Genomic DNA, 14,977 nt, shown 5'->3' with positions numbered 1-14,977 from the left:
AATAAAGCGACACAGTTAGAAAGTGTGTAAATATGGAATTTTCAAAGAAAACACGTGAATTATCAATTAAAAAAATGCAGGAACGTACCCTAGACCTCTTGATTATTGGTGGAGGGATAACAGGAGCTGGTGTAGCCTTGCAGGCGGCCGCTAGTGGTCTTGACACTGGATTGATTGAAATGCAGGACTTCGCAGAAGGAACATCTAGCCGTTCAACAAAATTGGTCCACGGAGGTCTGCGTTACCTCAAGCAATTTGACGTGGAGGTGGTCTCAGATACAGTTTCTGAGCGTGCGGTGGTTCAACAAATCGCCCCACACATTCCAAAACCAGACCCAATGCTCTTGCCAGTTTACGATGAGGATGGAGCGACCTTTAGCCTCTTCCGTCTCAAAGTAGCCATGGACTTGTACGACCTTTTGGCAGGTGTTAGCAATACGCCAGCTGCTAACAAGGTCTTGAGCAAGGATCAAGTCTTGGAACGTCAACCAAACTTGAAGAAAGAAGGTTTGGTAGGAGGTGGAGTTTACCTTGACTTCCGTAACAACGATGCGCGTCTCGTAATTGAAAACATCAAACGTGCCAACCAAGACGGTGCCCTCATTGCCAACCACGTTAAGGCAGAAGGCTTCCTCTTTGACGAAAGCGGCAAGATTACAGGTGTTGTAGCTCGTGATTTGTTGACAGACCAAGTCTTTGAAATTAAGGCTCGTCTGGCTATCAACACGACAGGTCCTTGGAGCGACAAGGTTCGTAATTTGTCTAATAAGGGTACGCAATTCTCACAAATGAGACCAACTAAGGGAGTTCACTTGGTAGTGGATTCAAGCAAGATCAAGGTTTCACAGCCGGTTTACTTTGACACAGGTTTGGGAGACGGGCGTATGGTCTTTGTTCTCCCACGTGAAAACAAGACTTACTTTGGTACAACGGATACAGACTACACAGGCGATTTGGAACATCCAAAAGTGACTCAGGAAGATGTAGATTATCTACTTGGTATTGTCAACAACCGCTTCCCAGAAGCAAACATTACCATTGATGATATCGAAAGCAGCTGGGCTGGTCTTCGTCCATTGATTGCAGGTAATAGCGCTTCTGACTACAATGGAGGAAATAACGGAGCCATTAGCGATGAGAGCTTCAATAGCTTGATTGCGACTGTCGAAGCTTATCTCTCGAAAGAAAAAACGCGTGAAGATGTTGAATCTGCTGTCAGCAAGCTTGAAAGCAGCACATCTGAGAAACATTTGGATCCATCTGCAGTTTCTCGTGGTTCGAGTTTGGACCGTGATGATAATGGCTTGTTGACCCTTGCTGGTGGTAAAATCACAGACTACCGTAAGATGGCTGAAGGAGCTATGGAGCGTGTGGTTGACATCCTCAAAGTCGAATTTGACCGCAGCTTTAAACTGATCAACTCGAAGACTTATCCTGTTTCAGGTGGAGAATTGAACCCAGCAAATGTGGACTCAGAAATTGAAGCCTTTGCTCAACTTGGAGTGTCACGTGGTTTGGATAGCAAGGAAGCCCAGTATCTCGCAAATCTTTACGGTTCAAATGCACCGAAGGTCTTTGCCCTTGCTCACAGCTTGGAACAAGCGCCAGGACTCAGCTTGGCAGATACCTTGTCCCTTCACTATGCAATGCGTAATGAGTTGGCTCTAAGCCCAGTTGACTTCCTCCTTCGTCGTACTAACCACATGCTCTTTATGCGTGATAGTTTAGATAGCATCGTTGAGCCAGTTCTGGATGAAATGGGACGATTTTATGATTGGACCGAAGAAGAAAAAGTAGCCTACCGTGCGGATGTTGAAGCAGCCCTTGCTAACAACGATCTAGCGGCATTGAAAAATTAAGAAAAACTAGAAGAGAGGGAGACAAGCCTTCCTTGCCTTCTCTCTCCTTCTTTTAAATGGAGACAAAGATATGATGAAAGAATTATTTGGAGAATTTTTGGGGACCTTAATCCTTATCCTCCTAGGAAATGGTGTTGTTGCAGGTGTGGTTCTTCCCAAAACTAAGAGTAACAATTCAGGATGGATTGTCATCACTATGGGATGGGGAATTGCTGTAGCCGTTGCGGCCTTTGTATCTGGCACGCTCAGTCCGGCCCACCTAAATCCAGCTGTGACGTTTGCGATGGCCTTAAAAGGAACGCTCTCTTGGGGTTCAGTTTTCCCTTATATCCTAGCCCAATTCGCAGGAGCGATGGTGGCTCAGATTTTGGTTTGGTTGCAATTCAAACCACATTATGAGGCAGAAGAAAATGCAGGAAATATCCTAGCGACCTTTAGTACTGGACCAGCCATCAAGGACACAGTATCGAACTTGGTTAGCGAAATCCTTGGTACCTTTGTTTTGCTCTTGACAATCTTTGCCTTGGGACTCTATGACCTTCAAGCAGGTTTAGGGACCTTTGCAGTGGGAACCTTGATTGTCGGCATCGGTCTTTCACTAGGTGGGACAACTGGTTATGCCTTGAACCCAGCTCGTGACCTTGGTCCTCGCATCATGCACAGCATCTTACCAATTCCAAACAAGGGAGACGGAGACTGGTCTTATGCTTGGATTCCTGTTGTGGGGCCTGTTGTTGGTGCGGCCCTAGCAGTTCTCGTATTTTCACTTTTCTAAGATAAAAGAGTTATTGGCAACAGAGTTTGAGATGGAAATCTCAGGCTCTTTTTTGATGGCCAAAACATTAATATTTTAACTTATCTTAAAATAAGCTAAAACGAACTTTTAAGTTATGGTAAACAGTTGAAAAAAAGGTTGATAAAATGGTAAAATGTTAGGAAGATAAGATAGTAAATGCATAGTTGCATAGCTTTTTTGAAAAATCATAGAAAATTGAACACACTAACTATGGGAAAACACAGAAAATTGTATATGTTTTTGGGACAGACCGTCCTATATTTTGTAATCTTACTTGGTTTGCTTTATTTTTTTAGTTACCTTGGTCAGAGTCAAGGAACCTTTATTTATAATGAGTTCTAGTTTAAAGGAGAAGAAGAACTGTGTCTAATAAACCGATAAAAGATATGATTGAAACGATTGAGCACTTTGCTCAGACACATTCAAGCTACCCTGTTTACAACGTTTTGGGGCAAGAGCATACTTATGGAGATTTGAAGGTTGATTCGGATAGTTTGGCTGCAGCTATAGACCAACTAGGCTTGCCTGAGAAATCTCCAGTCGTCGTTTTTGGTGGTCAGGAATATGAGATGTTGGCTACCTTTGTAGCGCTGACTAAGTCGGGTCATGCCTATATTCCCATTGACAGCCATTCGGCTTTGGAACGAGTTTCTGCTATCGTAGGAGTTGCAGAGCCAAGCTTGATTATTGCCATCTCGGATTTTCCATTAGAGCAAACTAGCACACCGATGCTGAATTTAGAGCAAGTTCAAGAAGCTTTTGCTCAAGCTTCTAGCTATGAGATCACGCATCCAGTCAAGGGAGATGATAACTACTACATCATCTTTACTTCTGGTACGACTGGTAAGCCAAAGGGAGTGCAGATTTCCCATGACAATCTCCTCAGTTTTACCAACTGGATGATTACAGACAAAGAATTTGCGACGCCAAGTCGTCCGCAAATGCTGGCTCAGCCCCCTTATTCTTTTGACCTATCTGTCATGTACTGGGCGCCAACCTTGGCACTAGGTGGTACGCTTTTCGCTCTTCCTTCAGCCATTACTCAGGACTTCAAGCAACTCTTTGCAACTATCTTTTCACTACCAATCGCTATCTGGACCTCAACGCCTTCCTTTGCAGATATGGCCATGTTATCAGAAGACTTTAACAGTGAGAAAATGCCTGGAATCACGCATTTCTACTTTGATGGTGAAGAATTGACGGTCAAAACAGCTCAAAAACTGCGTGAGCGATTCCCAAATGCCCGTATTATCAATGCCTACGGTCCAACAGAAGCAACAGTGGCTCTGTCAGCAGTTGCTGTGACAGACGAGATGTTGGCGACTCTCAGACGCCTTCCAATCGGCTATACCAAGGCTGATTCTCCAACCTTTATCATTGATGAGGAAGGCAATAAGCTGCCAAATGGTGAACAGGGAGAAATCATTGTTTCTGGGCCAGCTGTTTCAAAAGGCTATATGAATAATCCTGAAAAAACGGCAGAAGCTTTCTTTGAGTTCGAAGGTCTTCCGGCCTACCATACAGGGGATGTAGGAACTATGACAGATGAGGGCTTGCTTCTCTACGGTGGACGTATGGATTTCCAGATTAAGTTCAATGGTTATCGCATTGAGCTTGAAGATGTCTCTCAAAACCTCAACAAATCTCGCTATATCGAGTCGGCCGTTGCTGTCCCACGTTATAACAAGGACCACAAGGTACAAAATCTACTGGCCTATGTCATCCTAAAGGACGGTGTCCGCGAGCAGTTTGAGCGTGATATCGATATTACCAAGGCTATCAAGGAAGACCTAGCAGATATCATGATGTCTTATATGATGCCATCCAAGTTTCTCTATCGAGACAGTTTGCCACTAACGCCTAATGGTAAAATTGATATCAAGGGCTTGATCAACGAGGTAAACAGTAGATGATGGAGCTTTACAAACAGCTACCTCATTTGGAACCTTATGGCAATCTTTATTATTTTTTGTATGTGATTGCTGCGACCCTACCGATATTTATCGGACTCTTTTTCAAGAAACGTTTTGCCTGGTATGAGGTGCTGGTTAGTCTCTTCTTTATCGTCACCATGTTGGTCGGTGGAAAGACCGATCAAATAAGCACTCTTATCCTTTATGTTATCTGGCAAGTACTACTTGTATCTTTCTACAAAAGGTACAGGAAAAAGCGAGATAGTAAATGGATATTTTATCTAGTTAGCTTTTTATCCCTATTGCCTATCGTCTTTGTGAAAGTATCTCCTGCTATTCATGGCCCTCAATCTTTGTTTGGCTTTTTAGGGATTTCTTACTTAACCTTTCGTGCAGTTGGTGTTATCGTTGAGTTGAGAGACGGTGTCATCAAGGATTTAACGATTTGGCAATTCTTACGTTTTCTTCTTTTTATGCCGACTTTCTCAAGTGGTCCCATTGATCGTTTTAAACGTTTCAATGAAAATTACGAGACCATTCCTGAGCGGGATGAGCTGATGGATATGCTAGAAGAGGCTGTCAAGTATATCATGCTTGGCTTCCTCTACAAGTTTATCTTGGCGCATATTTTAGGAGAGACATTATTGCCTCCGCTGAAAAATTTGGCCTTGCAGACAGGTGGTTTCTTTAACCATTATGCTCTTGCAGTTATGTATACCTTCGGTTTAGAACTGTTCTTTGACTTTGCGGGCTACTCTATGTTTGCCTTAGCCATTTCAAACTTGATGGGTATTCATAGTCCTGTCAACTTTAACACGCCCTTTTTGTCAAGGGATTTAAAAGAGTTTTGGAATCGCTGGCACATGAGTCTGTCTTTCTGGTTCCGTGACTTTGTCTTTATGCGGATGGTCATGGTGTTGACCAGAAAGAAGGTCTTTAAAAATCGCAATGTGACCTCAAGTGTAGCCTATATTCTCAATATGCTGATTATGGGATTCTGGCATGGAGTGACCTGGTACTACATCGCCTATGGACTTTTTCATGGGATTGGGCTGGTTATCAATGACGCTTGGGTTCGTAAGAAAAAAGCGCTCAATAAAGAACGGAAAAAAGCTGGGAAGGCTTCCTTACCTGAGAATCGCTGGATTCAGTTGCTTGGCATGGTTGTCACCTTCCATGTCGTGATGGTTTCATTCTTAATCTTTTCTGGATTTTTGAATGATTTGTGGTTTAAAAAATAAAAGGATATAAAAATGGATATCAAATCAGAAGTTATTGAAATTATTGATGAGTTGTTTATGGAAGATGTTTCTGACATGATGGATGAAGATCTTTTTGATGCCGGTGTCTTGGATAGTATGGGAACGGTTGAATTGATTGTTGAGATTGAAAACCGTTTTGACATTCGTGTTCCAGTGACAGAGTTCGGTCGTGATGACTGGAATACAGCTAATAAAATCGTAGAAGGTATTGCGGAGTTGAAGAATGCTTAAACGCTTGTGGCTGATCTTCGGGCCCATCTTTGCTGCAGCTTTTTTGGTTCTTTTGCTCATCTATTTCTTTCCTAGTAAACAAAGCCACAATCTGATGGAGGAGAAATACTCTGCTGCTTCCATCAGTAGGGAAAGTTTTAAAGAGAGAAGTCAAAAAGTGAGGGCGCTAACGGATCCCAATATGCGTTTTGTCCCTTTTTTAGGGTCAAGTGAATGGATTCGATTTGATAGTGTCCATCCAGCTGTTTTAGCAGAAAAATACAATCGTCCCTATCGCCCTTACTTTATGGGTCAGGCAGGAGCGGCCTCGCTTAACCAATATTTCGGTTTGCAGCAGATTCTGCCAGAAATTGAGGAAAAGCAGGCGGTGTTTGTCATCTCTCCTCAGTGGTTTACAGAGACGGATTACGAGCCAGCAGCGTTTCAGAGATTCTTTAATAGTGACCAGTTGACAGCTTTTTTGGAAAATCAATCTGGGGACATTTCGGCTAAGCATGCTGCGACGCGTTTGTTGAAGCAGAACCCGAGTGTGGCATTAAAAGGCATCCTTCAAAAGCTTTCAAAAGGAGAGGACTTGTCAGATGCTGATCGACTTATCATCAACCTCTTTGCACGATTCAATGAAAAGCAGTCCTCTCTTTTTGGTCAATTTTCCATTCGGGGGAAACTCAAGTACAAAGAACATGTAGAAAACTATTTAAAAGATCTTCCTGATCAGTTTTCCTATGATGCTTTAGAAGAAATTGCCCGTAAGGATGCAGAGGCAAATACGACCAATAACGATATGGGGATGGAGAATCATTTCTACACGTATGAGGTCAAAAAAGACTTAAAAAAATGGGAAGGGTATCAAAAAAATTATAACTTCCTAAAGTCGTCTGAATACAATGATTTGCAGCTGGTTCTCAATCAATTTGCCAAATCAAAAGTCAATGTGCTCTTTGTTATCCAGCCCGTCAACAAGAAATGGATGGAATACACAGAACTCAGTGAAGAAATGTATCAACATGCAGTGGAGAAAATTCGTTACCAGTTAGAAAGTCAAGGCTTTACCAACATTGCTGACTTTTCAAAAAATGGAGGGGATCCTTACTTTATCAAGGATACCATCCACTTAGGTTGGTTGGGCTGGTTGGCTTTTGATAAGGTTGTGAATCCCTTCTTGACGGATCCAAAACAAGCTCCAGACTACAAGATGAATGACCGCTTCTTCAGTAAGGACTGGGCGACCTATGATGGAAATATCAAAGACTTCCAATAACAAATCAAAAGAGTTCAAGTGTGAAATGTGCTCTCATGTTCTCCCTTGACTCTTTTTTGATTTGTGATATAATTAACCAGTAAAGAATCGGTGGCTATCTATGCTTTTTACAAAAAAGATAGCTAGGGAAGGAGTAACACATGAGACAGCTTGCACAGGAAATCGATAACTTTTTAAACGAGGTGATCTTGAGATCTGAGAACCAGCATGAAATTCTGATCGGGCATTGCACAAGTGACGTTGCCTTAACTAATACTCAGGAACACATCCTCATGCTCTTATCAGAAGAATCCCTAACCAACTCGGAGTTGGCCCGTCGCCTTAATGTCAGTCAGGCGGCAGTAACCAAGGCTATCAAGTCTTTGGTCAAAGAGGGCATGTTAGAGACATCGAGAGATCCTAAGGATGCGCGTGTGATTTTTTACCAACTGACAGAACTAGCTCGACCAGTGGCAGAGGAACACCACCATCATCATGAACACACGCTCTTAGCCTATGAACAAGTAGCAAGTCAGTTTACTCCAAATGAACAAGAAGTTATCCAGCGGTTTTTAACTGCTTTAGTAGGAGAAATCAAATAATGCGGTATATTACAGTAGAGGACTTGTCTTTCTATTATGACAAAGAGCCTGTCCTCGAGCACATCAACTACAGTGTTGATAGCGGGGAGTTTGTCACCCTGACTGGTGAAAATGGAGCTGCCAAGACGACGCTTATCAAGGCGAGCCTAGGTATCCTGCAACCAAGATTTGGTAAAGTAACCATCTCAAAGACAAATACTCATGGAAAAAAGTTAAGGATAGCTTATCTTCCCCAGCAGATAGCCAGTTTTAATGCTGGCTTTCCAAGTACGGTTTATGAATTTGTCAAGTCGGGTCGTTATCCACGGAAGGGCTGGTTCCGTCGCTTGAATGCCCATGATGAGGAGCATATCAAGGCCAGTCTAGACTCAGTTGGTATGTGGGAACACCGTGACAAACGAATTGGCTCCCTCTCTGGAGGCCAAAAGCAACGAGCAGTGATTGCTCGGATGTTTGCTTCTGACCCAGATATTTTTGTCTTGGATGAGCCGACAACAGGGATGGATGCTGGAAGCAAAAATGAATTTTACGAACTCATGCACCATAGTGCCCACCATCATGGCAAGGCTGTTTTGATGATTACCCATGATCCTGAGGAGGTCAAGGACTATGCGGATCGCAATATCCATCTAGTGCGCAATCAAGACTCGCCGTGGCGTTGTTTCAACGTTCACGAAAGCGACCAGGAGGTGGACCATGCTTAGTTTGTTATCCTATGACTTCATGCAGCGTGCCTTCTTGGCGGTCATTGCCATGAGTCTCTTTTCTCCAGTTCTTGGGACCTTCCTTATCTTACGTCGTCAGAGTCTCATGAGTGATACCCTCAGTCACGTTTCTCTGTCAGGGGTAGCCTTTGGTCTGGTTTTGGGAATTTCTCCAACCATTTCAACCATTGCTATTGTCTTGATCGCTGCTGTCTTTCTAGAGTATCTCCGGACAGTCTATAAGAACTTTATGGAAATCGGGACAGCCATCCTCATGTCTACAGGGCTTGCAGTGTCTCTTATCGTGATGAGTAAGGGTAAAAGTTCGAGCTCCATGAGTTTGGACCAATATCTCTTTGGATCTATTGTGACCATTAGCCAGGAGCAGGTGATTTTCCTCTTTGTCATTGCGGCGGTCGTTTTACTCTTGACTTTCTTGTTCTTGCGACCAATGTATATCCTGACTTTTGATGAGGACACGGCCTTTGTGGATGGCTTGCCAGTTCGTACTATGTCTATCCTCTTTAACATGGTGACAGGGGTGGCCATTGCCCTTATGATTCCAGCTGCGGGGGCTCTTTTGGTGTCGACCATTATGGTCTTGCCGGCTAGTATTGCCCTTCGTATGGGGAAAAACTTCAAATCCGTTATGTTACTAGCCAGCGCTATTGGCTTTTTGGGAATGGTGGCAGGACTTTATATTTCCTACTATGCGGAAACACCTGCCAGCGCTAGTATCACCATTATCTTTGTAGCTGTCTTTTTGTTAGTCAGTCTACTGAAACGTTTTATCAAATAGGAGAATGAAATGAAAAAAATTAGCTTACTACTAGCCAGTCTATGTGCTCTGTTTTTAGTGGCTTGTTCCAATCAAAAGCAGGCAGATGGGAAACTCAATATCGTAACAACCTTTTACCCTGTCTACGAATTTACCAAGCAAGTCGCAGGAGATACTGCTAATGTAGAACTTTTAATCGGTGCGGGTACAGAACCCCATGAATACGAACCGTCTGCCAAGGCAGTTGCCAAAATCCAAGACGCAGATGCCTTTGTCTATGAAAATGAAAACATGGAGACCTGGGTTCCCAAATTGCTAGAATCCTTGGATAAGAAAAAAGTCAAGACTATCAAGGCGACAGGCAATATGCTGCTCTTACCAGGAGCTGAGGAAGAAGAGGAAGGTCATGATCACGGGGGTGAAGGTCACCATCATGACTACGATCCCCATGTATGGCTCTCACCAGCACGCGCCATCAAACTGGTAGAGCATATCCGTGATAGTTTGTCAGCAGATTATCCTGATAAAAAAGAGGCTTTTGAAAAGAATGCGTCTGCCTATATTGAAAAATTGCAAGCCTTGGACAAGGCCTACACAGAAGGCTTGTCTCAAGCTAAACAAAAGAGCTTCGTAACGCAACACGCAGCCTTTAACTATCTTGCCTTGGACTACGGTCTCAAGCAAGTATCCATCTCAGGTCTCTCACCAGATGCAGAGCCATCAGCAGCACGTTTGGCAGAGTTGACAGAGTATATCAAGAAAAACAAGATTTCTTATATCTACTTTGAAGAAAATGCCTCCCAAGCCCTTGCCAATACCCTTTCCAAAGAAACGGGTGTCAAACTAGATGTGCTCAATCCGCTAGAAAGTCTGACAGAAGAAGCAACCAAGGCTGGTGAGGACTATATCTCTATCATGGAGAAAAACCTCAAGGCTCTCAAGCAGACAACAGATCAAGAAGGACCGGAAATCGAGCCAGAGAAGGAAGAAAACACCAAGACAGTTCACAATGGTTACTTTGAGAATGCAGATGTCAAAGACCGTACCTTGAGTGACTATGCAGGTAACTGGCAGTCAGTTTATCCTTTCCTTGAAGATGGAACTTTTGATCAAGTCTTTGATTACAAGGCTAAGTTGACTGGTAAGATGACCAAGGATGAGTACAAGGCCTACTATAGAAAAGGCTATCAGACAGATGTGACTAAGATCAACATCACGGACAACACTATGGAATTTGTTCAAGGTGGTCAAAGCAAGAAATTCACCTACAAGTATGTCGGCAAGAAAATCTTGACTTATAAGAAAGGCAATCGTGGCGTGCGCTTCCTCTTTGAAGCGACAGATGCGGACGCTGGACAGTTCAAGTATGTTCAGTTTAGCGACCACAATATCGCCCCAGTCAAGGCAGAACATTTCCATATCTTCTTTGGAGGTGCTAGCCAAGAAGCCCTCTTTGAGGAGATGGACAACTGGCCAACCTATTACCCAGATAACCTATCTGGTCAAGAAATCGCCCAAGAAATGTTGGCGCATTGATGCAAGAGAAAAATCCCGCAAATCTGCGGGATTTTTTGGGTAGAAACGATCATCCAGTTAGGTTGCGAGACGGCAAACCGCCTCTGCGTAGATGTCCATAGCGCGATAAAGATCGTCTAGGACAGCTGCTTCATTTGCCTGATGTTCAGTTTGTTGTGCTCCTGGGAAAAGAGCGCCAAAGGCTACACAGTTTGGCATGGTGCGGGCAAAGGTAGCACCACCTGATGAGAGAGGAGGAGTTTTATCTCCGGTTTTTTCTTGGTAGACTTGCATAAGGGTAGTAACAAGTTGGCTATCTCTTGCGACATAGAGGGGGGCTAGATAGTCAAATTCTTGGTAGTCAAGTTGGTAGTCTTTGGCGCACTGAGTGAGCTGTGCCACCAGTTTCTCCTTATCTGCTAGCACAGGTATGCGTATATCGATCCGAATTTCGGAGCGATCGGGATTGATGGTCAACCCTGCAACATTAAAGGAAAGGGAACCAGACGGTTCATCAGCAACTTCTCCAAAGATTCCAAGCCCTTTACCATCTTGCCCTGCTTTGTCGGTTAGAAAATGGAGGGCAGAGTGGGGTTGGAGAGGTGCGAGTACACTAGCAAGTCGAATGACTGCATTGACACCTTGACTAGCATCTTTGGCGTGTTTAGGTACCCCGAGTACGGTCACGGTTTGGTCTGTGGTTTGGTGATCAAAATTTGCTTCCTTCAACCCCCTACAAACCGCTTCATAAAGAGGACCTTGGTAACTTGCCTTATCTGGTACAACATTAAAGGCACCTCCGACATCGAGCTTGAGATGATCAGAACCGGGGCCATGAAGCTTGACTTGAAGGAGCCCCTTTTCAGCGTATGTCAAAGGAAATGACGAATCCGGTGCAAATCCCATGCTGGCTTGTTCTTCGAGGGCGTTGTAGCGTGCCATACATCTCCAAAGAGTTTCTTCATCCGTACCAAAGATAAAACGCACGCGCTTCTTAAATTGGATGCCTTGGTCAAGCAAGCTTTTCACTGCATAGAGAGCTGCCAGTGAAGGACCTTTGTCGTCTTGTGCCCCTCGTCCAAAGAGTTTTCCTTCTCTGATAGTTGCTTCAAATGGAGGAGATTGCCAATCTGACAAATCTCCTGCAGGCACAACATCCAAGTGGCAGAGGATGGCAAGGAGTTCTCCCTCACCAACCTCTGCATAACCATAATAGCCCTTGGGATCAATATAAGTTTTAAAGCCAAGTTCACGGCAGATTTCCAGCGTCTTTTCTAGAACGTCTTGAATAGCTTGTCCAAAAGGTGTCCCATTTTCCCCTTCTTGGAGTACAGATGGGTAGGAGATGAGAGTCTTTAGACTCTGTATAAAGCTCTGTTTAATGGAGTCAGTGATGTAGACGGTCATTCGTTTTACCTCACACTTTGTTCTAAAGGAATGGTAGGAAGGTACCTAGGATAAGAAGAAGTATGCTCACAATGACAATAACGACAATGAGTTTAGTAACAAATTTCCACCAAGTTCCTAGACTGATACGGCCGAGCGCGAGAGCCCCCATAACGATACCAGAAGTTGGAGCGACAAGGTTGAGTACACCAGATGCAGATTGATAGGCAGTGATGATGAGACTAGGTTTTACGTTAACGAACTCACCAAGTGGTGCCATGATTCCCATTGTAGCACTAGCAAGTCCAGATGAAGATGGGATAAGGAATGACATAGGAAGGTAGAAGAGGTAGGTCAAAACGATGAAGACCTGAGAAGAGAGACCTTGAAGTCCGACTTCACCCCAGTGTAGAATAGTTGCAGTAATCATACCGTCGTTCATGATAACTTGGATACCACGAGCTACTGCACAAATCAAGGCTACGGTGAGAAGATCTGCTGCACCAGCCATAAAGGTAGAGATAATCTTGCTTTCCTTGAGACCGTAAACAACACCAATAAGAATACCCATCACAGCAAAGAGCATCGCACCTTCTGGGAAGTACCAGCTACCGAATGGTAGAGCAGATGAACCGATAGCTCCACCAATAACAGGGAGACCAATCAACCAATTCTTGAAGTCTTCAAATAGAGTGATGTGCAAGTCTACCCAAGGGATAAAGCTGGCGATCATGATGATGAAAGTCAAGATGAACAAGGCAAGAACATGTTTTTGTTTCTTATTCAAGACAGATGGAGCATTTTCGTTATCAGTGACATTGAAGTGTTTAAGGTCTTCTTCACGTTGAGAGTAGACAAGTGATTTTGTAGGATCCTTTTGAATCTTTTCTGCATAGCGGTAGACAAAGTAAGTACTAATACCTGTCATAACAAACCAGAAGATGATACGAAGGATAACCCCGTCCATAGATGACACACCTGCGGTATCAGAAGCGATAACAGTAGCAAAAGGATTGAGAGTAGAGGCAAGACAGCCGACTTGGGAACCTAGTAGAATGATGGCAACGGCAGTAATGCTATCAAAACCAACAGCCATCATAACAGGAACAAGGAGTGGGTAAAATGCCATGGTTTCTTCACCCATACCATAAGTTGTTCCTCCAAGTGCGAAGAGGGGCATGAGGATGAGGATCAGCATTTTTTCGCGTCCTTTGTATTTCTTAACAATAGAGGCAATACCAACATCTAATGTGCCTGTCGCATTGACGACACCTAGAAATCCCCCAACCATGAGGATGAAGAAGGCTACGTCAATAGCGGCTTTAGTTGGTTCGTGACCGAGCATCGCCCGAATCGGAGCCATTAGGATATCGTAAATCCCTTGGGGATTAGATTCAACAGTTTGATAGGTACCTGCAATGAGGCCACCTGCTTCGTTCGTGTCATACTTACCTGCTGGAATGATCCAAGTTAAGATTGCCATGATGGCAATAATAATGATCAAAACAGTGTAAGATGAAGGCATTTGGAACCTTTTTTTTGTTTTTTCACTCATTTGTTTTTCCTCCTAAACTATGCCACAAAGTATAAAAACGAATGATGTTGGTTTACCTGAGTACTCCTGGTTAGAGCTTGTACTTGGGTTAAAATGGCTAGTCTTTAACAATAATTGTTCCGCTTTCGGACTCGATCAAGGCGCCTAGATTGCTGAGGGAGGTGATAACAGCCTTGCCTTCTGGGCGGTTGGTTACAAAATCGATAGCAGCTTCGACTTTTGGTAGCATGCTACCCGGTGCGAATTGTCCTTGTTTGATGTATTCTTTTAGTTGACTGACAGTAACGTGTTCCAGTTTTTCTTGGTCTGGTTTATTGTAGTTGACATAAACATAGTCTACGCCAGTAAGGACGATAAAGAGGTCAGCTTCGACGAGTTCTGCTAGTCGTTGAGACGCAAAGTCTTTATCAATAACGGCTTCGACTCCACTTAAGTAACCGTTTTCATTTTTGACAACAGGGATACCTCCTCCACCTGCTGCGATGACAACTTGACCATTATCAAGCAAGGTGCGGATGCTGTTGATTTCTTTGATGTCGATTGGTTTTGGTGAAGCCACCACTTTACGCCAGCCACGACCGGCATCTTCTTTGAAGGTTGCTCCTGTTTTTTCGCTCTCAGCTTTGGCATCCTCTTCTGAGTAGAATGGACCGATTGGTTTGGTTGGATTGATAAAGGCAGGGTCTTCTTTGTCTACTATAACCTGGGTAACAACAGAAGCGACATTTTTATCAAGTCCTACATCGAGCAATGCGTTATCAAGAGCACATTGTAGCCAAAAACCGATACTACCCTCGGTCATGGCAACCAAAGAATCAAGGGGGAAGGCAGGGTTTTTTTCCGAATCTGCCATCAAGTGTTGAAGCAAGAGGTTACCCACCTGAGGACCATTTCCGTGAGTAATGATCAGTTCATCTCCGTTTTGAATCAACTTGACCAGATGACGAGCTGTTTCCACCAGAGCAGCTTGTTGAGCTTGGGCAGATGGGTCAGTGGAGAGGATGGCATTTCCGCCTAAAGCAACGACGATTTTTCTATGAGACATGAGCTCTCCTTTCTTTAATATGGTAAACCTGACAGAACTCCAAGAGCTACAGGCAGGTATGATGATAAAATATGAAGTGGAGGTAGCGTCT

At 43.8% G+C, this 14,977-nt stretch carries 14 protein-coding genes; 11 read left to right on the top strand and 3 right to left on the bottom strand.

The window, feature by feature from the left end; all coding sequences use genetic code 11:
• Positions 1-32: 32 nt before the first annotated feature.
• The 11 genes from glpO to EJF26_RS06905 all read left to right on the top strand — a co-directional run bounded on the left by glpO (position 33) and on the right by EJF26_RS06905 (position 10,921).
• On the top strand, positions 33-1,859 hold the full coding sequence (glpO, locus tag EJF26_RS06955) for a type 1 glycerol-3-phosphate oxidase (RefSeq protein ID WP_000395890.1): 1,827 nt from the start codon (positions 33-35) through the stop codon (positions 1,857-1,859).
• Positions 1,860-1,929: 70 nt separating this feature from the next.
• Entirely contained in the window at positions 1,930-2,634 is a 705-nt protein-coding gene (locus EJF26_RS06950; RefSeq protein WP_000975173.1) for an MIP/aquaporin family protein, read from the top strand.
• 231 nt (positions 2,635-2,865) lie between these two features.
• Complete coding sequence (locus EJF26_RS06945) at positions 2,866-2,997, top strand: teichoic acid D-Ala incorporation-associated protein DltX (RefSeq protein WP_025168981.1); 132 nt, start codon at positions 2,866-2,868, stop codon at positions 2,995-2,997.
• Between the two features lie 20 nt (positions 2,998-3,017).
• Positions 3,018-4,568, top strand: a complete 1,551-nt coding sequence (gene dltA / locus EJF26_RS06940) for a D-alanine--poly(phosphoribitol) ligase subunit DltA (RefSeq protein WP_004246545.1) — start codon at positions 3,018-3,020, stop codon at positions 4,566-4,568.
• Entirely contained in the window at positions 4,565-5,809 is a 1,245-nt protein-coding gene (gene dltB, locus EJF26_RS06935; protein ID WP_000970397.1) for a D-alanyl-lipoteichoic acid biosynthesis protein DltB, read from the top strand. The genes dltA and dltB overlap by 4 nt, the downstream gene beginning before the upstream one ends.
• A 12-nt stretch (positions 5,810-5,821) precedes the next feature.
• Entirely contained in the window at positions 5,822-6,061 is a 240-nt protein-coding gene (gene dltC, locus EJF26_RS06930; RefSeq protein ID WP_000351970.1) for a D-alanine--poly(phosphoribitol) ligase subunit DltC, read from the top strand.
• Positions 6,054-7,322, top strand: coding sequence for a D-alanyl-lipoteichoic acid biosynthesis protein DltD (gene dltD, locus EJF26_RS06925; protein ID WP_000919833.1), 1,269 nt, complete (start codon positions 6,054-6,056; stop codon positions 7,320-7,322). Before dltC ends, dltD begins: the two co-directional genes overlap by 8 nt.
• A gap of 140 nt (positions 7,323-7,462) precedes the next feature.
• Complete coding sequence (gene adcR / locus EJF26_RS06920; protein ID WP_001249328.1) at positions 7,463-7,903, top strand: zinc-dependent transcriptional regulator AdcR; 441 nt, start codon at positions 7,463-7,465, stop codon at positions 7,901-7,903.
• Positions 7,903-8,607, top strand: coding sequence for a metal ABC transporter ATP-binding protein (locus EJF26_RS06915; protein WP_001269482.1), 705 nt, complete (start codon positions 7,903-7,905; stop codon positions 8,605-8,607). The genes adcR and EJF26_RS06915 overlap by 1 nt, the downstream gene beginning before the upstream one ends.
• Positions 8,600-9,406, top strand: a complete 807-nt coding sequence (locus EJF26_RS06910) for a metal ABC transporter permease (RefSeq protein WP_000950026.1) — start codon at positions 8,600-8,602, stop codon at positions 9,404-9,406. The genes EJF26_RS06915 and EJF26_RS06910 overlap by 8 nt, the downstream gene beginning before the upstream one ends.
• A gap of 9 nt (positions 9,407-9,415) precedes the next feature.
• On the top strand, positions 9,416-10,921 hold the full coding sequence (locus EJF26_RS06905) for a zinc ABC transporter substrate-binding protein AdcA (RefSeq protein ID WP_000724042.1): 1,506 nt from the start codon (positions 9,416-9,418) through the stop codon (positions 10,919-10,921).
• A 57-nt stretch (positions 10,922-10,978) separates the two neighbouring features.
• On the opposite strand, the gene EJF26_RS06900 is transcribed toward EJF26_RS06905, so the two are convergent.
• The 3 genes from EJF26_RS06900 to arcC all read right to left on the bottom strand — a co-directional run bounded on the left by EJF26_RS06900 (position 10,979) and on the right by arcC (position 14,886).
• Positions 10,979-12,307, bottom strand: coding sequence for a dipeptidase (locus tag EJF26_RS06900; RefSeq protein WP_000219479.1), 1,329 nt, complete (start codon positions 12,305-12,307; stop codon positions 10,979-10,981).
• A gap of 22 nt (positions 12,308-12,329) precedes the next feature.
• Positions 12,330-13,841, bottom strand: a complete 1,512-nt coding sequence (locus EJF26_RS06895) for a YfcC family protein (RefSeq protein ID WP_001291840.1) — start codon at positions 13,839-13,841, stop codon at positions 12,330-12,332.
• A gap of 97 nt (positions 13,842-13,938) precedes the next feature.
• Positions 13,939-14,886 carry a carbamate kinase gene (arcC, locus tag EJF26_RS06890; RefSeq protein WP_000019632.1) on the bottom strand — a complete coding sequence of 316 codons (948 nt, stop codon included), beginning with the start codon at positions 14,884-14,886 and terminating at the stop codon, positions 13,939-13,941.
• Positions 14,887-14,977 lie beyond the last annotated feature (91 nt).

This window comes from Streptococcus oralis subsp. dentisani (assembly GCF_007475365.1).
Classification (GTDB): domain Bacteria; phylum Bacillota; class Bacilli; order Lactobacillales; family Streptococcaceae; genus Streptococcus; species Streptococcus mitis_AX.
Note: the sequence above shows the minus strand (reverse complement) of the source record. Positions and strands in the feature narration are given on the sequence as shown.